The 18,982-nt window shown below is 43.9% G+C and carries 18 protein-coding genes, 4 tRNA genes, 2 rRNA genes and 1 other RNA gene; 18 read left to right on the top strand and 7 right to left on the bottom strand.

What is annotated here, in order from left to right:
* Positions 1-67: 67 nt before the first annotated feature.
* The 3 genes from MCG98_RS17870 to MCG98_RS17860 all read left to right on the top strand — a co-directional run bounded on the left by MCG98_RS17870 (position 68) and on the right by MCG98_RS17860 (position 1,457).
* A tRNA-Pro gene (locus tag MCG98_RS17870) sits at positions 68-141 on the top strand.
* A gap of 136 nt (positions 142-277) precedes the next feature.
* Positions 278-670 carry an Rrf2 family transcriptional regulator gene (locus MCG98_RS17865; protein WP_240303212.1) on the top strand — a complete coding sequence of 131 codons (393 nt, stop codon included), beginning with the start codon at positions 278-280 and terminating at the stop codon, positions 668-670.
* 91 nt (positions 671-761) lie between these two features.
* Complete coding sequence (locus MCG98_RS17860) at positions 762-1,457, top strand: anaerobic ribonucleoside-triphosphate reductase activating protein (RefSeq protein WP_240303211.1); 696 nt, start codon at positions 762-764, stop codon at positions 1,455-1,457.
* Here the strand turns inward: MCG98_RS17860 and MCG98_RS17855 are convergent.
* On the bottom strand, positions 1,454-2,425 hold the full coding sequence (locus tag MCG98_RS17855; RefSeq protein WP_240303210.1) for a hypothetical protein: 972 nt from the start codon (positions 2,423-2,425) through the stop codon (positions 1,454-1,456). The two genes, MCG98_RS17860 and MCG98_RS17855, sit on opposite strands and share 4 nt — an antisense overlap.
* Positions 2,426-2,523: 98 nt before the next feature.
* Here MCG98_RS17855 and tadA point away from each other — a divergent pair, with 98 nt between their 5' ends.
* Positions 2,524-3,018 carry a tRNA adenosine(34) deaminase TadA gene (tadA, locus tag MCG98_RS17850; protein ID WP_240303209.1) on the top strand — a complete coding sequence of 165 codons (495 nt, stop codon included), beginning with the start codon at positions 2,524-2,526 and terminating at the stop codon, positions 3,016-3,018.
* 30 nt (positions 3,019-3,048) lie between these two features.
* Positions 3,049-3,136: transfer RNA gene (locus MCG98_RS17845), tRNA-Ser, on the top strand.
* Between the two features lie 113 nt (positions 3,137-3,249).
* On the opposite strand, the gene MCG98_RS17840 is transcribed toward MCG98_RS17845, so the two are convergent.
* A complete protein-coding gene (locus tag MCG98_RS17840; protein WP_240303207.1) occupies positions 3,250-3,468 on the bottom strand; it encodes an acyl-ACP--UDP-N- acetylglucosamine O-acyltransferase in 219 nt (72 codons plus the stop codon).
* Positions 3,469-3,723: 255 nt separating this feature from the next.
* On the bottom strand, positions 3,724-4,065 hold the full coding sequence (locus MCG98_RS17835) for a sporulation initiation factor Spo0A C-terminal domain-containing protein (protein ID WP_240303206.1): 342 nt from the start codon (positions 4,063-4,065) through the stop codon (positions 3,724-3,726).
* Positions 4,066-4,205: 140 nt separating this feature from the next.
* Here MCG98_RS17835 and MCG98_RS17830 point away from each other — a divergent pair, with 140 nt between their 5' ends.
* A complete protein-coding gene (locus MCG98_RS17830; protein WP_240303204.1) occupies positions 4,206-4,445 on the top strand; it encodes a helix-turn-helix transcriptional regulator in 240 nt (79 codons plus the stop codon).
* A gap of 443 nt (positions 4,446-4,888) precedes the next feature.
* On the opposite strand, the gene MCG98_RS17825 is transcribed toward MCG98_RS17830, so the two are convergent.
* The 3 genes from MCG98_RS17825 to ffs form a co-directional block, all read right to left on the bottom strand.
* Positions 4,889-6,949 (bottom strand): diguanylate cyclase, encoded by a 2,061-nt coding sequence (locus tag MCG98_RS17825; RefSeq protein WP_240303203.1) that lies wholly within the window; start codon positions 6,947-6,949, stop codon positions 4,889-4,891.
* A gap of 22 nt (positions 6,950-6,971) precedes the next feature.
* Positions 6,972-7,322, bottom strand: a complete 351-nt coding sequence (locus MCG98_RS17820) for an Hpt domain-containing protein (RefSeq protein WP_240303202.1) — start codon at positions 7,320-7,322, stop codon at positions 6,972-6,974.
* Positions 7,323-7,514: 192 nt separating this feature from the next.
* Positions 7,515-7,776: signal recognition particle sRNA large type (gene ffs / locus MCG98_RS17815), an RNA gene on the bottom strand.
* A gap of 104 nt (positions 7,777-7,880) precedes the next feature.
* On the opposite strand from ffs, the gene MCG98_RS17810 reads away from it, so the two are divergent.
* The 5 genes from MCG98_RS17810 to MCG98_RS17790 are packed head-to-tail and all read left to right on the top strand — an operon-like array spanning position 7,881 to position 12,161.
* Positions 7,881-8,954, top strand: a complete 1,074-nt coding sequence (locus MCG98_RS17810) for an ATP-dependent 6-phosphofructokinase (RefSeq protein ID WP_240303201.1) — start codon at positions 7,881-7,883, stop codon at positions 8,952-8,954.
* Positions 8,955-8,975: 21 nt separating this feature from the next.
* Entirely contained in the window at positions 8,976-10,565 is a 1,590-nt protein-coding gene (gene dnaX / locus MCG98_RS17805) for a DNA polymerase III subunit gamma/tau (protein WP_240303200.1), read from the top strand.
* 28 nt (positions 10,566-10,593) lie between these two features.
* Entirely contained in the window at positions 10,594-10,944 is a 351-nt protein-coding gene (locus tag MCG98_RS17800; protein ID WP_028529146.1) for a YbaB/EbfC family nucleoid-associated protein, read from the top strand.
* A gap of 2 nt (positions 10,945-10,946) precedes the next feature.
* A complete protein-coding gene (recR, locus tag MCG98_RS17795; RefSeq protein ID WP_240303199.1) occupies positions 10,947-11,543 on the top strand; it encodes a recombination mediator RecR in 597 nt (198 codons plus the stop codon).
* Between the two features lie 15 nt (positions 11,544-11,558).
* Positions 11,559-12,161 (top strand): HDIG domain-containing metalloprotein, encoded by a 603-nt coding sequence (locus tag MCG98_RS17790; RefSeq protein WP_240303198.1) that lies wholly within the window; start codon positions 11,559-11,561, stop codon positions 12,159-12,161.
* On the opposite strand, the gene yyaC is transcribed toward MCG98_RS17790, so the two are convergent.
* Complete coding sequence (gene yyaC, locus MCG98_RS17785; protein ID WP_240303197.1) at positions 12,095-12,715, bottom strand: spore protease YyaC; 621 nt, start codon at positions 12,713-12,715, stop codon at positions 12,095-12,097. The genes MCG98_RS17790 and yyaC overlap by 67 nt on opposite strands.
* Before the next feature lie 162 nt (positions 12,716-12,877).
* Between yyaC and MCG98_RS17780 the strand changes: the two genes are divergently transcribed.
* The 7 genes from MCG98_RS17780 (at position 12,878) to MCG98_RS17750 (ending at position 18,968) form a co-directional block, all read left to right on the top strand.
* Positions 12,878-14,197 (top strand): LysM peptidoglycan-binding domain-containing protein, encoded by a 1,320-nt coding sequence (locus tag MCG98_RS17780; RefSeq protein ID WP_240303196.1) that lies wholly within the window; start codon positions 12,878-12,880, stop codon positions 14,195-14,197.
* A 60-nt stretch (positions 14,198-14,257) separates the two neighbouring features.
* The gene (locus MCG98_RS17775; protein WP_240303195.1) at positions 14,258-15,499 is read left to right on the top strand and encodes a DUF5711 family protein; all 1,242 of its coding nucleotides are present in this window, start codon (positions 14,258-14,260) and stop codon (positions 15,497-15,499) included.
* A gap of 24 nt (positions 15,500-15,523) precedes the next feature.
* Positions 15,524-16,258, top strand: a complete 735-nt coding sequence (locus tag MCG98_RS17770; RefSeq protein WP_240303194.1) for a CvpA family protein — start codon at positions 15,524-15,526, stop codon at positions 16,256-16,258.
* Between the two features lie 327 nt (positions 16,259-16,585).
* Positions 16,586-18,118, top strand: a 16S ribosomal RNA gene (locus MCG98_RS17765).
* Between the two features lie 289 nt (positions 18,119-18,407).
* Positions 18,408-18,525, top strand: a 5S ribosomal RNA gene (rrf, locus tag MCG98_RS17760).
* 93 nt (positions 18,526-18,618) lie between these two features.
* Positions 18,619-18,692: transfer RNA gene (locus MCG98_RS17755), tRNA-Ile, on the top strand.
* A 203-nt stretch (positions 18,693-18,895) separates the two neighbouring features.
* A tRNA-Ala gene (locus MCG98_RS17750) sits at positions 18,896-18,968 on the top strand.
* The last annotated feature ends 14 nt before the right edge of the window (positions 18,969-18,982 follow it).

Genomic DNA, 18,982 nt, shown 5'->3' with positions numbered 1-18,982 from the left:
AACAAAAAAATTCCAAAAAGTACTTGATTTTCTAAAATGCCAATGATATAATAACAAAGCTGGTTGACGAAGCGTGGCTCAGTTTGGTAGAGCGCTGCGTTCGGGACGCAGAGGCCGCAGGTTCGAATCCTGTCGCTTCGACTATAAAAAAACACCGTAAGATCGCTATCTGTCGATCATACGGTGTTTTTGCGTAACTGGATACTTTTAATTTGACGTTTGATTCCTGCTTTGCTATACTGATAGTAGATAAAATAGTCCACAAAAGGAGTAACCAATGCTGTTCACAAAAGAAAGCGATTATGCAATCCGCATTGTGCGGGCGCTGAGAAGCGGGGAAAAAATCAGAGCCAAAGATATCTGTGAATGTGAAGAGATTCCAGAGGCTTTTGCATATAAAATATTAAAGAAGCTGGAGAAAGCACAGATTGTCCGTGTGACTCGTGGAACACATGGTGGATGCATGCTTGTTAAAAACCCGGAAGAATTATATCTGTATGATATTATTTTGGCCATAGAACCTGATTTTGCAATCACACACTGCATGAGAAAGAGTTGCAGCAGGAACCTGCCGGACCAGCCATGTCAGGTGCATGCGGAATTGATCAGGGTGCAAAAACTGCTTCAGGACGAACTGAAATCAAAATCGCTTGCAGATATTTTGAGGTAATGGAAGAGTGCCAATTATTTACTGAAGAAAAGATACGAAAAAGATGTTGTTTCATACAGCATCTTTTTCGTATCTGGGAGGATACAGACGGATGCGGATCCATGGATTTAATAAACTGACTTTGCTAGATTACCCTGGCAAAGTCGGCTGTACGGTATTTGTGGGCAACTGTAATTTTCGATGTCCATTCTGTCACAACGCCGGACTGGTGATATCTCCGGAGAATGAACCGGTGCTGGATGAGGAAGAAGTACTTTCTGTTCTTAAAAAGCGTCAGGGGATATTGGAAGGTGTATGTATAACAGGCGGGGAGCCGACCCTGTCCGGAGACCTCGGCGAGTTTCTGGTAAAGATTAAACGGCTTGATTATCCGATAAAACTGGATACAAATGGATATAAACCACAGACGTTAAAAGAACTGACGGAAGAAAAGTTGATTGATTATGTGGCTATGGATATAAAAAACAGCCGTCAGAAATACGCACTGACAACAGGCGTTTCTCAGATTGATATCAGCAGAATTGAAGAGTCCGTCTCTTATCTGATGAAAAGTTCTCTGGAATATGAGTTTCGTACAACGGTGACCAGAGAACTTCATCAGATTTCAGATTTCGTAGCAATCGGAGAATGGCTGAAAGGGTGCTCTCGCTATTTTCTACAGGCTTATCGGGAAACAGAAACTGTAATATCACCTGTATTTTCCGGATACAGCCAGAACGAACTGCAGCATTTTGCAGATCTGCTCAGGGAGTGGATACCAACTGTAGATATCAGAGGAGCAGATTAGTCAATGATGCGGTACCAGTATCCGAAGCGGGGAACATTTCTGGTGCCGGAATTGGCTGCCTTGAAATAAGGAAAACCATACATATCTGCCATAAATCTTTCCTTTGGCGTGTAAGTACCCGGTACGCCAAAGATATAAACGGATTTGTCATGGTCCTCCATTTTTCCAAGGATAAGATGATGGTGCTCGGAATAGGCGTGGAGGATAAGAGGGTTATTTCCTATCAGCCAACGCTCTTTCCTGAGTGCGGGCAAATCTTTTAAATCCAGTCTGACGCATTCTGTTATGCTTCCGTCGGTGAACGGGCTGATAGATTCATAAAGATCCATCACACGTTCCCAGCGGGAAAGAGGGGGATCCGGAATAAAATCCATCAGTTCTGCCGGAGACTTTTCTTCTTTCGGCAACTCCTTTACCTCTTCTGCCTCAAGTGAAGGTTCTTCGGAACTATCCTCTGCGGGAGAATTAGTTTCCTCCGCCGATTGAGGGAGATCGTTATCAGAGAAACCGTCGCCATTTTCCGGGTACGGTTCGGCTGGCACTGCATCTGAATCCTGTTCTATATCGGAGAGAGATTCAGGGACACGGAAGTTCTGTGGGTTAACAGGAAGATCATCCCAGGCGCTTGCATAACAAAGAGTACCTCCGCACAAAAGGATAATTCCATTTAGGTCTTTCATTGGAATACCGGAGCCATTTAAATCCTGGTCAGCAGTTTTGAGGCAGCATCCAATGGCCCCTGAAGAGGTCTGAGTACTGCCGAGAAAGATTCCCGGGAGCTTATCATCATTACGGGTAAAGCCAAAAATCTGAACCGGGACAGAGGCGGCAAGTGCGGAATCTTTAATATGTATTTCCAGCTTGAAGATTCCTCCTTTGGCTTCTGCTTTCAAAAATCCCCGGTTATATGTTTTCTTTTCGTTTTTATATTCATAAAGGTAAGAAATAAATCGTCTGTAATCGGACAAGGCGAATGTTTCCTTTCGAGTATGTGTTCTATGAAAACATATGTAATAAAACCCGGAAATATCACTGAGATATAAAAATATTATGGGGAGTGAGTGCTATGGAGCAACATGAAAAGTACATGAAAGAGGCAATGCGCCAGGCAAAAAAGGCATATGCATTAAATGAAGTACCGATCGGCTGTGTAATCGTCTGTCAGGATAAGATTATTGCCCGTGGATATAATCGAAGAAACACGGATAAGAATACACTTTCCCATGCAGAAATGAATGCAATCCGGAAAGCAAGTAAAAAGCTGGGAGACTGGCGTTTGGAAGGGTGTACGATGTATATAACGCTTGAACCATGTCAGATGTGTGCAGGAGCTATTGTGCAGGCAAGAATAGACCGCGTGGTAATCGGCAGTATGAACCCAAAAGCAGGGTGTGCAGGCTCTTTGCTAAACCTTTTGGAGATGGATAAATTTAATCACCAGGTGGAAGTCATCCGGGGGGTTCTTGCTGAAGAATGCAGTCAGATGCTGTCAGAGTTCTTTAAAGAACTGCGAATCCGGAAAAAAACAAAGAAATCCGTTGACGAAAAGGGCGGTTCATAATATAATGAATGTCGTGTGAATTTCATATTTGGAGACGTATCGAAGTGGTCATAACGAGCTTGACTCGAAATCAAGTTGTCGGGCAACCGGCACGTGGGTTCGAATCCCACCGTCTCCGCTCCATAAACCCCAGTATTTACTGGGGTTTTTGATTTTCGTGTTGCACAATATTTTTATAATATCAGTTTATTTTGCTCACATATTGTGTTGAACATGGTTTTACGGCAAAGCTTATATTTCTGTGAAGGTATAGCGTTTTCGGATGCCGGCACAACATATCTCATATAAGATGTCACCGTTCTGGTTAGTATTACAGGAAACTGTTGCATCGTCCGTAATAAACTGAGACATATAGCTTTCAATGTTATCAGTTTCTATTTCTTCAATTGAGGTACGGGGCTTGGGTGAACAGGTGTCATAGTATTCACAGTATAATTCATATTCTTTCATGGGCTTCTCCTTGATAATAATGAAGTGTATTCTGTTACAAGAAAATTATATCACGTAACTTTGGGAGATGTAATAAATTTTTATGAAGCCTATGAAAAGAATCGGTCTTTAGCGAAACAGTATGCCGGGCTCTGGACGAGACGTGATGGAAGCGCTTTATGTTTGGCGAAATCAACAGAAAACTGCCCGTGTCTAACGGGCAGTACTAATCGCTCGACAAAATTCGACAAATAGAAGTGAAAAATTAACCAGCAATCAAAATGCTGGCAAATCAGTAAGATATGTACAGAGATATAGGATCAGTTCTTTGGGAGAGGGTGGTTCAATTAGTTTTCGTTTTACGATCTGTTCCAGTTTCGTGTGATCACCATACTCCCAACAATCGCTGGAAGCTCTGGATATGCTTCTGGCAATCGATTTTACAGGCAGGCCGGTTTCCTGAGAGATCAACGGATACACCTGCCGTTCCAGATTGAGTCCCGTATAAAAAGGCAGTTGACAGCTGTAGTAAACCGCCAAAGCCAGGCAATAATAACTTTTGTGGCATGGATGTCCGGATATGGACTGAATCAGTGTAATAACATCTCTTAAAGTCATAAAGTTCTCCTCCTTAAGTGTATATCTTAACAATAATTTTACACTGACTCGACTAAAAATGGAGAAGAATAGACAATAGTAGACGCAAAAAAGAGATGTTATAGGAAACATGCAATATTATGGCATGAAATTTTCAGGTTATGGATGAGGAAAGATATACTGATATGATTAGATATAAGCCATTATGGGACGTCATGAAGAAGCGTAGGATTACAACATACAACCTTGAAAAGAGGGGGATTGCCCCCAAAACACTTCAAATTCTCAGGCACGATAAAAACATTACAATGATGACTGCCGGAAGGCTGTGCAGGATCTTAAATTGCAGCATAACAGAGATCGTTGAATTTGTAGAAGACAGACAGGGAATGGGGGAATAGATAGTTTGATTTTTTCAATACGATACTTTCCAGACTTCCCGTAAAAATATGGATATTTTGTAATTCAGGATACTATAGAAGAGGCGCTGGTTGCATGAAATTAAGTGATGTGCTATATCATGATATTTAAGAGATACTGATCTGGTAAAATGCAATACAAAAATAAATGGAAATAACTACCATTTGATTTTCGCGTTACAGTTATTTATAATAAACTTGTAGCATAAGACTAGAATATTTATGGCAATCATTGTATGCTGCGCTATGGATCCCCCGGCATTTTGCCTGCCGGGGGTATTTTTTTTGTTTTGTAAATCATTGCTTATAAAAATCAGATAACTTATGATAATATAGTAGCGATAAACTCAAACATATGCAATCTATCATGCGCTATGGATTACCCCCGGCTTACAGCCGGGGGTAATCGCATGTCAAAGATATCTTCAGCTTTCATTGTCCATAGGTGAGAGAACAGATAAAAAACCATGAATGGAAGTGTCATAAAAACGATACTGGTTTCTTCCGTCTTTTTTTGAGGCATAAAGGGCCTGGTCAGCACAATGAAACAATTGCTGATAGTCCCTGGCGTTGTTGGGGTAAATGGCAATGCCCATACTGATAGATATTTTAAACCCTTTATAAATATCGGTCAGCGAATTGAAGATACGGTTTACCTGATTTTGGATATCCCCTTTAAACTCTGTGAAAATCATAAATTCATCACCGCCTACACGCGCCGAGATATCTTCCGACCGGATATTGGATAAGATGCGTTGTGCAACATATTTCAGGACATGGTCTCCAAACAGGTGGCCATACGTGTCATTGGCATATTTAAAATAGTCAAGGTCAAAGAGAATCAATGCATACTTATGATCACCGCCGCCTGACAATGCAGTTTCAATCATGTTCTGTGCGGTCAGATGGTTATACAGTTTTGTGAGGGAATCTCGGGTTGCCAGCTGTTTAAATGTGTCCAGCTCGGTTTGCTGCTCATGTATATCAATAAATTTACCGATAGCACCGGTGTAATGAGGAAGTTCTTCGTCATCCCAGAGCGTACGCGCCACTGTTCGAAACCAGCGGGGCTGTCCCTGGAGGTTTAAACAGTATGTGGCACTTACGAGCGGGGAAGAAGGCGTTGTCTTTCCAAGCAGTAATCTTAAATTATCCAGATCTTTTCTGGAGAAGATGCTGAGAACTTCTTCGCTTTCTATTGGGTGAAGGATCAGCTCATTGACACCGAGGTGTTTTGCTCCCCACTCGGATAATGTGAGCATATCTGTGGTCAGGTTGTATTCAAACTGCACTTCGCGTGACATGGAAGCAAAAAATTGATATTTTGTACGTTCCTGTTCAAGAAGTGAAAGCGTACGGTCGGATGCATAAAGATCACCTCTGGCCATCAGCTCTGAGGTAATACGCTGTGTTTCCGGCTGAGTCATCCCAGTCAGTGAACGGACTTTTACTTCTTCTGACAAATGAATATTAACCGCCTGCAGACATTCCAGAAGAAGCGGGTGAAATGCCCCGCATTCGCCGGACAGAATCATTTTCATTGCAGTATCATGAGAATATGCGGCTTTGTAGACTCGCGGACTGATCAAGGCATCGTAAACATCTGCAAGTGAAACAATCTGGGCTGAAATGGGAATTTCGTCACCTTTCAAACCATCTGGATATCCGTTTCCGTCATAGCGTTCATGATGCCAGCGACAGATGTCATGTGCAACCTGAACCAATTCTTCCTGTTTCTTATGCGGTGCGTTTTTGAGTATTTCAGCCCCGATAATTGTATGGTTTTTCATGATCTCAAACTCGTCCGGCGTTAGCTTTCCCGGTTTGTTCAGTATCTTTTCCGCAATGGAAATCTTGCCGATATCATGCAGTGCGGAAGCATTTACAATAAGGGCAATTTTTGACAGCGTCAAGCCGTATGGGTTGTCACGCTTCATCGTTTCTTTGAGAAGCAACTCCGTTATAGTTCGAATATGAAGGACATGAAGCCCACTTTCACCGTTGCGAAATTCTACAATGTTGCTCAGTATTTCGACCATCAGAAAATTATTTTTTTCTTTTTCAATAATCTGCTCACTCACCATGCCTTGCAGCATTTTTTGTTTGGCATAGAGCATAATTGTGTTTTTGACTCGTCTGCGGACGATTTTCTCATCGAAAGGGCGGCTGATATAATCAGTTGCTCCAAGATCGTAAGCCTGATCGATGTAAGAGGAAGATGTTTCAGCGGAGATCATGATGACGGGAATAGAATTTATCTGTTCGTTTTTATTCATTGTAGCCATCACTTCAAAGCCATCCATTCTCGGCATTACGATATCCAGCAGAACAAGTGAGATCTTACTTGCATACCTCTCTAGAACAGAAATAGCTTCCAGACCGTTAGAGGCCTCCAGAATTTCGTAATCAGCGGCAAGCATATCAGCCAGCAGGGAACGGTTCATCTCGGTATCGTCAACGATTAATATTTTATGTTTTCTTTCCATAGACTACTCCGACAGTATGTGTTTAAAGGATCTTCTTCAGATCGCTCATTGTGTTTTGATAATCGGTTTCCACTTGTTTGAATAAACGGTCAGTGTCTGAGGAGGACTGACCATCTCGAAGATTGTCTGCCAGAGCACTGCTGGAACGAAGGAGCGGTAACAGGTCCAGATTCAGGCAGATGCCTTTTAAAGAATGTACGGCAAGAAAAGCATCTTTGTAGTTCCCGGCATTGAGGGCATTTAAAAGCATTTCAAAATTATTGTCCTCCAATATTTTGGAGAGGTATTTACGCAGTCTTTCTTCGCTGCCGAGTCTGCGCAGTGTATTTTGAAAGTCAACGCCTGTAGAAGTATAATATTCCTGAATCGTCATAACTAATTCCTCCCACGATATATCTTTATCGAGTATTTTCATCTATTTATAAGTATACACTGATTGTAATAGGGGTACAAGGATAACTGTGACTTTCAGGTAATAATAAAAAGGAGTCAATCGTGTTGATTGACTCCTGCGTCTGTCCAGCATATGGTATAAAGAACAGAATATTTCAAATAAAATTTTTATCCGTGCGCCGCCCTTCGAACGTTGCTCACAGACGTTACCTCTACAGTTAACTCAATCCAGGCGCCCTCACGGCACACAGAAGCGTCTACTTAGTGCTGCTTCATTCCTGACCTGACACGATTCATAGATTTCTGTTGCGTAAGACCCAGACGTCATCGCCACTTATAAAGGGCAGCTCTGCAAGACAAGGCCCTCAGTTTGGCATCACCCCTGCTGTAGCGGATTGCAGGTACAGGGCACCGCTGACTCCCCGGCTGCACGGACTTTAAGTATATCCTGTTTTGTGAGGAAAGTCAAGCAGAGGTGGACAGTCTTTCAAAAATAATATATAATAATTTTATCATAAAAAGACAGGATGTGAATTTAGTGAAACGTATTGGATTATTGACAAGCGGAGGAGACTGCCAGGCACTGAATGCTACGATGCGCGGTGTAGTAAAAGGGTTGGCGGCCAATATTGATGAGCTGGAAGTTTATGGTTTTATGAATGGATATAAGGGTCTTATCTACGGGGATTATCGGATGCTGACCGCAGCAGATTTCTCTGGGATTTTGACTAAAGGAGGGACTATCATTGGCACATCACGCCAGCCATTCAAGCTGATGAGAGTACCGGATGAAAATGGTCTGGACAAAGTGGAGGCAATGAAACAGACATATTATAAACTACGTCTTGACTGCCTGGTGATTCTGGGAGGGAACGGTACACAGAAAACGGCAAACCTGCTTAGTGAAGAAGGACTGAATGTACTGCATCTGCCAAAAACGATAGACAATGACATCTGGGGGACAGATATGACGTTTGGCTTCTACAGTGCAGTTAATATTGCAACAGATGCGATTGACTGTATACATACCACGGCTGCATCTCATAACCGGGTATTCATTGTGGAAATAATGGGGCATAAAGTTGGGTGGCTTCCGCTGTATGCGGGGATTGCGGGAGGTGCTGATATTATCCTGATTCCAGAGATTCCGTATGATACAGAGAAAGTAGTGGAAGCGATAGAAGCCAGAGCGAAAGCGGGAAAGGGATTTACAATCCTGGCAGTCGCGGAAGGTGCGATTTCCAAAGAGGATGCCCGGCTTTCTAAAAAAGAGTTGAAACGTAAGATTGAAGCGAGGACTCATCCATCCGTTTCCTATGAACTGGCTGAGAAGATTCAGAAAGCTACAGGGCTGGAGATACGCATCACTGTTCCGGGACATACTCAGAGAGGCGGAAGTCCGTGTCCATATGACAGAGTACTCTCGACGAGAATTGGTGCTGCCGCAGCAAAATTGATCATGGATGGGGAATATGGATACATGGTCGGACTCGTAAATGGAAAAACTAAAAAAGTACCGCTTGCTGAGAGTGCAGGCAAGCTTAAAACTGTACCTGTGGATGCTCAGGAAATTCTGGAAGCAAAGCGGATCGGCATCAGTTTTGGAGACTAAGTCAGAAAGAGGCGTTTGAAAATGAGCTATACCGCTTTATACCGAAAGTTCCGTCCGGATTCATTTGAGGATGTGAAAGGTCAGGACCATATTGTTACTACTCTGAAAAACCAGGTCAGGGCAAACCGTATCGGGCATGCATATCTGTTTTGCGGAACGCGGGGAACCGGAAAAACGACGGTGGCAAAAATACTGGCAAAAACAGTAAATTGCGAGCATCCGATTGATGGGAGTCCCTGCAATGAATGTGAGATGTGTAAGGCCATTCAGGCAGGGACTTCCATGAATGTCATAGAGATAGACGCGGCATCCAATAACGGTGTCGATAACATCCGTGAAATCAGGGAAGAAGTTGCGTACAGGCCAACGCAGGGAATTTATAAGGTGTACATTATTGATGAAGTTCATATGTTATCAACAGGAGCATTTAATGCGTTGTTAAAAACGCTGGAAGAACCTCCTTCGTATGTGATCTTTATACTGGCTACTACAGAAGCACACAAGATTCCGATTACGATACTGTCACGCTGCCAGAGATATGATTTCCGCAGAATTACAATCGATACTATTGCAGATCGTATGACTGAACTGATGAAACAGGAAGGCGTGGAAGCGGAGGAGAAAGCAGTCCGCTACATTGCCAAAGCGGCCGACGGTTCACTTCGAGATGCGCTAAGCCTGCTCGATCAGTGCATTGCTTTTTATCTGGGGCAAAAGCTGACGTATGATAACGTACTGGAAGTATTGGGTACGGTAGACACGGAGATTTTCAGCCGGATGCTCCGTCAGATCATCGACAGAAATGTTACTGAGGTAATCCATTCGCTGGAAGAACTGGTTCTGCAGGGGAAGGAAATGGGGCAGTTTGTCTCGGATTTCACCTGGTATCTGAGAAATCTTATGCTGGTAAAATCATCTTCTGATTCTGATGAGATGCTGGATATATCAGGAGAAAATCTCCAGATGCTGAAAGAAGAGGGAGAAATGATCGAGACCGAAACGCTGATCAGATATATCCGTATACTGTCTGAACTTTCAAGTCAGATTCGCTACGCATCGCAGAAAAGAGTGCTCGTTGAAGTGGCATTGATTAAATTGTGCAGACCGTCCATGGAGACAAATCTGGATTCGGTCTTGGACAGAATCCGTGTATTGGAAGATCGGATTGAGCAGGGTGTTGTGGTGAAAGCTCCTGACGTGCAGGAAATGTCCGGAGGATGCAATGAAGAAAAAAAGCAGTCGGCCAATTTACCGAAGCCGGAAAAAGCGGCGCCAGAAGACCTCCAGCGGGTTAAAAACGAGTGGAGAACTATTGTGGGTCAGACAGAAGGTATGTTCCGAAGTTTTTTGCAGACTGCTGTTCCGAAATACAATGGCCAGACAGGAGAAGCTAAATTGTATGTAGAGTTTTCGAATAGTCTGGCGCAGAATTATGTGGGAAATGCAGAGGCGGCACAGCGTCTTGCAGACATCATTGAGAATCAAATAGGGAAGAGTGTCGAACTTGAACTGATTCTTGCAGACAGAGAAGTGAGCAAGGGGTTGGCAGAAATATCAATTGATGATATATTAAAAGACAAGATTCAGATGGAAGTTGATATCGAAACATAATGTATTTTAGAAACAGGAGGAAAGAAAAATGGCGAAACGCGGAGGTTTTCCGGGTGGAATGGGTATGCCGGGCAATATGAATAATCTGATGAAGCAGGCACAGAAAATGCAGAAACAGATGGAAGAAAATCAGAAAGCCCTTGAAGAAAAGGAATTTACGGCAACGGCGGGCGGCGGCGCTGTCGAGATCACAGTATCCGGAAAAAAAGAAGTGACAAAGGTGAAACTTGCAGAGGAAGCAGTTGACCCGGATGATGTAGAGATGCTGGAAGATCTGATCATGGCAGCTACTAATGAAGCACTGCGGAAGATGGAGGAAGAGTCGGCTGCAGTCATGTCGAAGCTGACAGGGGGGTTAGGCGGAGGACTGCCTTTCTGATCATGGAATACTATAGCGGACATATTAATAATCTGATTGAGCAGCTTTCGCGTCTTCCGGGAATAGGAGCAAAATCTGCAGGCCGCCTGGCATTTCACATCATGAATATGCCAAAGGATGAGGTGGAGCAACTGACTTCATCTATCATCAAAGCCAGGGAAAATGTGCAGTACTGCAGACAATGTTATACTCTGACAGATGAAGAACTGTGCCCGATCTGTAAAAATACAAAGCGAAACCACAGAGAAATTATGGTGGTTGAAAATACCAGAGATCTTGCCGCATATGAGAAGACCGGTAAGTATGAAGGGGTTTACCATGTGCTACATGGGGCTATTTCTCCAATGCTGGGCATTGGTCCGAATGATATTAAATTAAAAGAACTGATGCAACGGCTTCAGGAGGATATTGACGAAGTTATCATTGCGACAAATTCCAGTCTGGAAGGGGAGACAACAGCGATGTATATCAGCAAGCTGGTTAAGCCGACAGGAATTAAGGTCAGCAGGATCGCGAGCGGAGTTCCGGTCGGGGGGGATCTGGAATATATTGATGAAGTAACATTGCTGCGTGCGCTGGAGGGCCGCGTAGAGCTTTAACAGGAAAGGGTTATTATGAAACAGCCAAAAGCCATAACGAACAGAGAGTTTTTTGAATGTATCAGGGATATTATTTATCATCCTGTTGTACTACAGATGAAACAATTTTCTCAGCACTGTGATACGGACTGTTATCAGCATTGCCTGATGGTTGCGTATTACAATTTCAGTATCTGCAGGTCTTTGGGGCTTGACGCGCGGTCTGCGGCCAGGGGAGGAATGCTTCATGATTTGTTTTTGTACGACTGGAGAAAGCACCGGGAGAAGACAGGGGATCACTTCCATGCCATGACACATCCCTGGACGGCTTACCGAAACGCAAAAAAATACTTTTCAATAAATTCAGTTGAGAAAGAAATTATAACGAAACATATGTGGCCGGTTACGTTTATTCCGCCCAGGTATCCAGAGACTTATGTAATATGTCTGACAGATAAATATTGTGGTACTCTGGAAATAGCAGAATACTATTCCGGAAGGTTGAGCAGCTCCCGCATTGGCAGACCATTGGCCAAAATGATGCAGAAGCTGTCGGATAACCGGCCCAGACCTCAGGAAATAGTACCGGAACTGCTCGTCATGGAAGCAGCAGGAGAAAGAAAACGCAGATTTTCATAGGAGGCATCTATTGCTGTCAGAATTCCATTGGTGATGGAATCTGCCATGTTGATAACGGTGGACAGCCGGGTTGTCTGAAGGAGAAAGTGTTCAAAAGTTCCGGATACATTGATAATTCCGGTAATGAAAATATCTCCGACATGCGGCAGATCTTTGTTAACGCCTGAACCCGGACGGATTGATCCGGTACCGAGCGTTATAAAGCCGATATGCTTTTTGGAACCCAAAGAGGCATCGATTGCAACGATGAGTGCAAGAGGATGCCTCTTTTTTATTTGCTGGATCATTTCTTCCAGATTTAAGGCATGTACAGGGTTTTCTAAAGTGCCGTAAACAAATATGTGAGGCCAGCAATACTGAGAAAGCTGATGCCCGATCAGAGGCCCCAGGCTGTCGCCTGTGATTCGGTCACTTCCGATACACAGAAATACAAGTTCCCTCCAGTCTCTTTCGACCTGTGAGACGGCATCTTTTAATAAATACGCAAGTTCACTGCTTGCGGAGCTTCTTTTGCTGTTGATATAAAAAACGGGAGAAAGTCTTTGGGTGAGCATGGCAGTTTTGTCCTTTCCTGGTTCTTATCTATAGAATATTCAAAACTGCATGAAAAAATACATTGCAAAACATGTCGTTAAATTTTTGAGAAGCGGATACCTAAAATGATAAAATTTGCAGTTTCCCCATGCTATTGTTTACCCCGAAGGGGTGATTAATTTATGATCGAAATCATTTATAATGAGAAGAACCAGGGGAGTACAACAGACAACGGGATTTTTCATCTTCCAAACAACATCCGGCAGATAGGGGAGACAAGGCCTCATCTGAAAATATACATGGAGGATTACGCGTATACGTATTTAAAGAGAATGTCCGGAAATCATATGGAGGGAGGATGTGCGGCGATCTTACTGGGGGAAGCCAGGTGGGAAGAATCAGTGTCGTACATTTTTATCAGAAGTGCTCTCGGTGTGGAGAACATGGAGATTGCTGAAGAACATATGGACTTTAAAGACGCTGTGTGGAGTCAGATACACAAAGATATGGAACAGTTCTTTCCGGAACAGGAGATCATAGGATGGTCGCTGTCACTCCCTAATTTTAATATGGAGATCAGTGATCTGATTTTGAAAACACACCTGAATCATTTTGCAGGTAATCAAAAAGTTTTATTTGCCATGGAGCCAACTGAAAAAGAGGAAGCTTTTTTTGTGTATGATAATGGTAAATTGAACCGGCAGAATGGATATTACATTTATTATGAAAAAAATGAACAAATGCAGGCCTATATGATAGAAAAAAATGGAAACACATCTATTGAGGACGACGAAAAAGTACCAGACCGGGCGGTTGTTGATTTTAGAAAAATCGTTGCGGGTAAAAAGGAGCGTGACAAGAAGGACAAGGGCGGAAAATCGTATCTCACGGCAGTCTGCGCAGCTGCGGTAGTGGTTGCCCTGGGCTTTACGTATGTAAATCATTATCGGACAGTCCAGGAGGTTTCAGACACTGCACAGGAAAATGAGATGGCGATGACGAGCAGTACTGAGCAAAGCGTAAATGGGAGTGAAAAAGAGAAGCTGGATGCCAATCCTGCCGATGATATGCAGGAGGAAGATAACAGTGTGAACGGCGAAGCCCAGGATAATGCTGATCAGGAAGAATCAGACACTGAAAATCCAGGGGATGCAGCTGCATCTGATGAGAGTGATGATCCGGAAGAAACCTCGATGACAGAAGATGTGCAGAAAAACAACGAGGTGGATTCGGCATCAGATTCAGAAAATACAGTGAATAAGGAAAATGATCAGACGGATACATCGGCAACGCCATCACCAACCGCGGAGGCGGAGAACCGATCTGAAACACCGGCTTCAGTTGGTGCGCGTCAGAAATATGTAGTACAAAAAGGGGATACATTAAGTAAGATCAGTAAAACATATTATGGAAGTACAAAAAAGATCCAGGATATCTGTCAGCTTAACCAGCTTGATTCGGAAGATTTAATTTATGCAGGACAAATTATTTTACTCCCGTAAAAGAGTATGCTATAATCAGATAAGCTAAAAAACATGAGATAAAAAAGGAAAGCATGATATATGGGATCATTTAAGAATAAAATTAAGAGGCTTGTTAAACGTAAACAACAGTCTCCGAGGGAAAATACAAAAGCCGCACCGGGTAAAAACCAGGAACCGGAAGCATACAGGAAAAGAATTATGGACCACCGCAAACGCATTCTGATCAGAACCGGAATTGTAGCCGTGGTGATCGTTGCGGTTGTACTGATAGCGAAAACAGTGGTTGAGCGCTGGCATTATAAAGATTATAAAGTTGTATCATCCAGTGTTCAGGAGGATACGATGTCAACCAGTTATGTACAGCTGGATAATTATCTGCTGAAGTATACTGGTGATGGAGCCTCTTTGCTGGGGAGCAGCGGAAAGAGTCTGTGGACACAGGCTTATGAGATGAATAATCCAACCGCAGACGCCTGTGGAACAACATCCGTCATTTATGATGAAAAGGGGACCAACATGGTAATCTTTGGAAGAGGCGGGAAAATGGGCGAAGTGAGTACAGAAATGCCCATCTTAAAAGCCAAAGTTGCTTCGCAGGGTGTAGTAGCGGCAATTCTTGAAGATGGCGAAAATACCTGGATCAATTTTTATTCGACTAGCGGTGCACAGATCGCAACAGGAATGACGAGAGTGGACAGCCCGGGTTATCCGGTGGATCTGGCAGTGTCACCAGATGGATTGTTGATTATGGTAACATATCTGTATGTAGAGGATAATAAAACAACAAGTTATGTTGCATTTTACAATTTTGGTAATACGGGACAAGGTCAGATGGACAATATGGTCAGCGGCTATACGTATGAAGGAACACTGGTACCGCAGGTGGCTTACATGAGAGAAGGAAAATCGGTCGCTTTTTGTGATGATGGTTTTGTACTCTATACTGGAAAACAGATTCCAAAGGTTGACTGTGAGGTAAAAGTGGAGAAAGAGATTATCAGTACTTTTTACAATGCGGATTATGTGGGAATGGTATTCAGAAGTGATGATGCAGAAAAGCAGTACACGCTGGTTCTCTATAATGCCAATGGCAAGCAGGTTTTTGAAGAAAACTTTAATATTGAGTATACTTCTATTAAGATCAGTGATGATCAGATTCTCATGAATAACGATACACAGCTGTGTGTTTTCAGTTTAAAGGGTCATGAAAAATTTAATGGAAACCTGGATGAGGGCAGTATTAAAGATGTGTTCAAAATTGATGCAAACCGTTATCAGGTGATTGTGGACAGTGGGATTAAGACAATAAAGCTGTCATAATGAAAAATACTAAAGGAGAGTATTATGAACTGGTTGTTTTGGGTGCTTCTGGTTTTTACAGTACTTCTGATCATCAGAGGGGCACGCAAAGGTTTTTTTCGAACAGCAGTATCGATGGTATCAATGATACTGGTACTGCTGATTGTTTCATGGATCAATCCTTATGTAGGTGAATTTTTAAGGGAAAGCACTCCGGTATATGATTTTGTTCAGGAAAACTGCGAGAGGCTTCTGGCACCTCAGGCGGCGGAAAGCGCAGGACTCCCCGAGGGTGCGGACCTGACGAAGAATATGGAAATTCCGTTGGAGGATCAGATTAAAGTTATTGAAGGCACGCCTCTGCCGGAGCTGGTGAAACAAGCATTACTGGAGAATAATAACTCGGAAATTTATAGTACTCTGGGCGTGGAATCATTCATGGATTACATTACAGGGTATATCGCATATTATATTACCAACGGGATCGGCTTTCTGCTTTCTTTTATTATCGCTACGGTTATTCTAAAAGTGATATTATATGCGATTGACATTTTGACGGGGCTTCCGGTCATTAGCTTCTTTAATGTAATTGGCGGTATGCTTCTGGGAATTGTACAGGCAGTATTGTGGATATGGGTGATTTTTCTGGTTGTTACAGTGGTGTCTAATACAGAAGTTGGCACAATGCTCATGCAGCAAATTGAAAGTGATATCGTGCTTCAATACTTATATGAAAAAAACGCTCTGCTGAATGTAATATTGTCAGTGATTATGGGATAAAAAGCGTTAAAGAAATTTCCAAAAACATGTTGACATATTTGCACGAAAATGGTAATATAAAAGTCCACCGAGTGTTCGGTGGACTTTTATTCGTCAAAAACAGATAAATTTAAAAAATAAAAAAGTTATTGACACAGAATGGAAGGCATGGTATTATATCAGAGTTGCCGCTGAAACAAACGGTAACGGACAAGCACTTTGATAACTGAACAGTAAAACACATCCTTGAAAATTCTAAAAAAGAATTTCATTAAATTGACGAAAAGTCAAAACCAACAGTAAAAGGGATAAGATAGCCAAGAGTTATCTTGAACTGGAACAAACACTTAATTTGAGAGTTTGATCCTGGCTCAGGATGAACGCTGGCGGCGTGCTTAACACATGCAAGTCGAACGAAGCACATGAAACGGACATCTTCGGAAAGAAGTATTATGTGACTGAGTGGCGGACGGGTGAGTAACGCGTGGGTAACCTGCCGTATACAGGGGGATAACAGTTAGAAATGACTGCTAATACCGCATAAGCGCACAGAGTCGCATGGCTCGGTGTGAAAAACTCCGGTGGTATACGATGGACCCGCGTCTGATTAGGTAGTTGGTGGGGTAACGGCCCACCAAGCCCGCGATCAGTAGCCGACCTGAGAGGGTGACCGGCCACATTGGGACTGAGACACGGCCCAAACTCCTACGGGAGGCAGCAGTGGGGAATATTGCACAATGGGGGAAACCCTGATGCAGCGACGCCGCGTGAGCGAAGAAGTATTTCGGTATGTAAAGCTCTATCAGCAGGGAAGAAAATGACGGTACCTGACTAAGAAGCCCCGGCTAACTACGTGCCAGCAGCCGCGGTAATACGTAGGGGGCAAGCGTTATCCGGATTTACTGGGTGTAAAGGGAGCGTAGACGGCATAGTAAGTCTGATGTGAAAGGCGGGGGCTCAACCCCTGGACTGCATTGGAAACTATTAAGCTGGAGTGTCGGAGAGGTAAGTGGAATTCCTAGTGTAGCGGTGAAATGCGTAGATATTAGGAGGAACACCAGTGGCGAAGGCGGCTTACTGGACGATCACTGACGTTGAGGCTCGAAAGCGTGGGGAGCAAACAGGATTAGATACCCTGGTAGTCCACGCCGTAAACGATGTATACTAGGTGTCGGGGGGCAAAGCCCTTCGGTGCCGCAGCAAACGCAATAAGTATACCACCTGGGGAGTACGTTCGCAAGAATGAAACTCAAAGGAATTGACGGGGACCCGCACAAGCGGTGGAGCATGTGGTTTAATTCGAAGCAACGCGAAGAACCTTACCAAGTCTTGACATCTCTCTGACCGGTACGTAACGGTACCCTCCCTTCGGGGCAGAGAAGACAGGTGGTGCATGGTTGTCGTCAGCTCGTGTCGTGAGATGTTGGGTTAAGTCCCGCAACGAGCGCAACCCTTATCCTTAGTAGCCAGCATTTGAGGTGGGCACTCTAGGGAGACTGCCAGGGATAACCTGGAGGAAGGTGGGGATGACGTCAAATCATCATGCCCCTTATGATTTGGGCTACACACGTGCTACAATGGCGTAAACAAAGGGAAGCGATCACGCGAGTGTCAGCAAATCCCAAAAATAACGTCTCAGTTCGGATTGTAGTCTGCAACTCGACTACATGAAGCTGGAATCGCTAGTAATCGCGAATCAGAATGTCGCGGTGAATACGTTCCCGGGTCTTGTACACACCGCCCGTCACACCATGGGAGTCGGATATGCCCGAAGCCTGTGACCCAACCGTAAGGAGGGAGCAGTCGAAGGTGGAGCCGATAACTGGGGTGAAGTCGTAACAAGGTAGCCGTATCGGAAGGTGCGGCTGGATCACCTCCTTTCTAAGGAAGAAGAAGTAGGCATTGAGCATTTGATGAGAACGAGCCGGAAGGCGAAGGTCGAATCTAGTGCGAAAGCCCGCCTGGACACTTAGCGAATGCGAGCGAAAGCGAAGCATGAGGTTAGTGACCACGGTGAAGAGATGTGTTTTACTGTTGAGTTATCGAAGAGATAACGCACTGGTGAGGAAACAAAGAGCAGCTTACTGCACAACGTAAGCAGAGGAAGTTCCACTGACGTGGAACAGCATTCACACTAAGCTCGGAAGGACCTCGCTAAGTGTTCAATGTTTCTGGTGGCGATGCGCTTAGGGGAAACACCCGTACCCATCCCGAACACGATGGTTAAGACTTAAGCGGCCGATGGTACTGCACTGGTGACGGTGTGGGAGAGTAGGTGGCTGCCAGACCATAAAAAAGTTAATGAATCCGAGCGAGAGCGAAGGATGAATTTAGTTTTTTGGGTCGTTCGCAAAACGAAGTGAAGCGAACTTCCGAAAAGAGGGCTTATAGCTCAGCTGGTTAGAGCGCACGCCTGATAAGCGTGAGGTCGGTGGTTCGAGTCCACTTAAGCCCATTAAGTGGAAACTTCTCAGTAGAGGAGGAAAGGCCCACTTAAGCCCATTAAGTGGAAACTTCTCAGTAGAGGAGGAAAGGCCCACTTAAGCCCGTTAAGTGGAAACTTCTCGGTAGAGGAGGAAAGGCCCACTTAAGCCCATTAGGTGAAACTTCCTAAAACGGGAAAATCCATTTGAAAAAGCAATAATAAATAAGACCCATGGGGGTGTAGCTCAGTTGGGAGAGCACCTGCCTTGCAAGCAGGGGGTCAAGGGTTCGAATCCCTCCATCTCCATTCGGTATGGAAAC

The sequence above is a fragment of the Ruminococcus sp. OA3 genome, from assembly GCF_022440845.1.
Taxonomy (GTDB): domain Bacteria; phylum Bacillota; class Clostridia; order Lachnospirales; family Lachnospiraceae; genus Ruminococcus_G.
The sequence above is the reverse complement of the archived record's forward strand: the minus strand, read 5'-3'. Positions and strand labels throughout refer to the sequence as shown.

Excerpts from the sequence above, each read along its gene's own strand:
- MCG98_RS17830 (WP_240303204.1), top strand. The coding sequence starts at position 4,206 with ATGGATGAGGAAAGATATACTGATATGATTAGATATAAGCCATTATGG.
- MCG98_RS17770 (WP_240303194.1), top strand. The coding sequence starts at position 15,524 with ATGAACTGGTTGTTTTGGGTGCTTCTGGTTTTTACAGTACTTCTGATC.
- MCG98_RS17775 (WP_240303195.1), top strand. The coding sequence starts at position 14,258 with ATGGGATCATTTAAGAATAAAATTAAGAGGCTTGTTAAACGTAAACAA.
- MCG98_RS17840 (WP_240303207.1), bottom strand. The coding sequence starts at position 3,468 with ATGAAAGAATATGAATTATACTGTGAATACTATGACACCTGTTCACCC.
- recR (WP_240303199.1), top strand. The coding sequence starts at position 10,947 with ATGGAATACTATAGCGGACATATTAATAATCTGATTGAGCAGCTTTCG.
- MCG98_RS17865 (WP_240303212.1), top strand. The coding sequence starts at position 278 with ATGCTGTTCACAAAAGAAAGCGATTATGCAATCCGCATTGTGCGGGCG.
- MCG98_RS17860 (WP_240303211.1), top strand. The coding sequence starts at position 762 with ATGCGGATCCATGGATTTAATAAACTGACTTTGCTAGATTACCCTGGC.
- MCG98_RS17835 (WP_240303206.1), bottom strand. The coding sequence starts at position 4,065 with ATGACTTTAAGAGATGTTATTACACTGATTCAGTCCATATCCGGACAT.
- dnaX (WP_240303200.1), top strand. The coding sequence starts at position 8,976 with ATGAGCTATACCGCTTTATACCGAAAGTTCCGTCCGGATTCATTTGAG.
- MCG98_RS17790 (WP_240303198.1), top strand. The coding sequence starts at position 11,559 with ATGAAACAGCCAAAAGCCATAACGAACAGAGAGTTTTTTGAATGTATC.
- MCG98_RS17780 (WP_240303196.1), top strand. The coding sequence starts at position 12,878 with ATGATCGAAATCATTTATAATGAGAAGAACCAGGGGAGTACAACAGAC.
- MCG98_RS17800 (WP_028529146.1), top strand. The coding sequence starts at position 10,594 with ATGGCGAAACGCGGAGGTTTTCCGGGTGGAATGGGTATGCCGGGCAAT.
- MCG98_RS17825 (WP_240303203.1), bottom strand. The coding sequence starts at position 6,949 with ATGGAAAGAAAACATAAAATATTAATCGTTGACGATACCGAGATGAAC.
- yyaC (WP_240303197.1), bottom strand. The coding sequence starts at position 12,715 with ATGCTCACCCAAAGACTTTCTCCCGTTTTTTATATCAACAGCAAAAGA.
- tadA (WP_240303209.1), top strand. The coding sequence starts at position 2,524 with ATGGAGCAACATGAAAAGTACATGAAAGAGGCAATGCGCCAGGCAAAA.
- MCG98_RS17820 (WP_240303202.1), bottom strand. The coding sequence starts at position 7,322 with ATGACGATTCAGGAATATTATACTTCTACAGGCGTTGACTTTCAAAAT.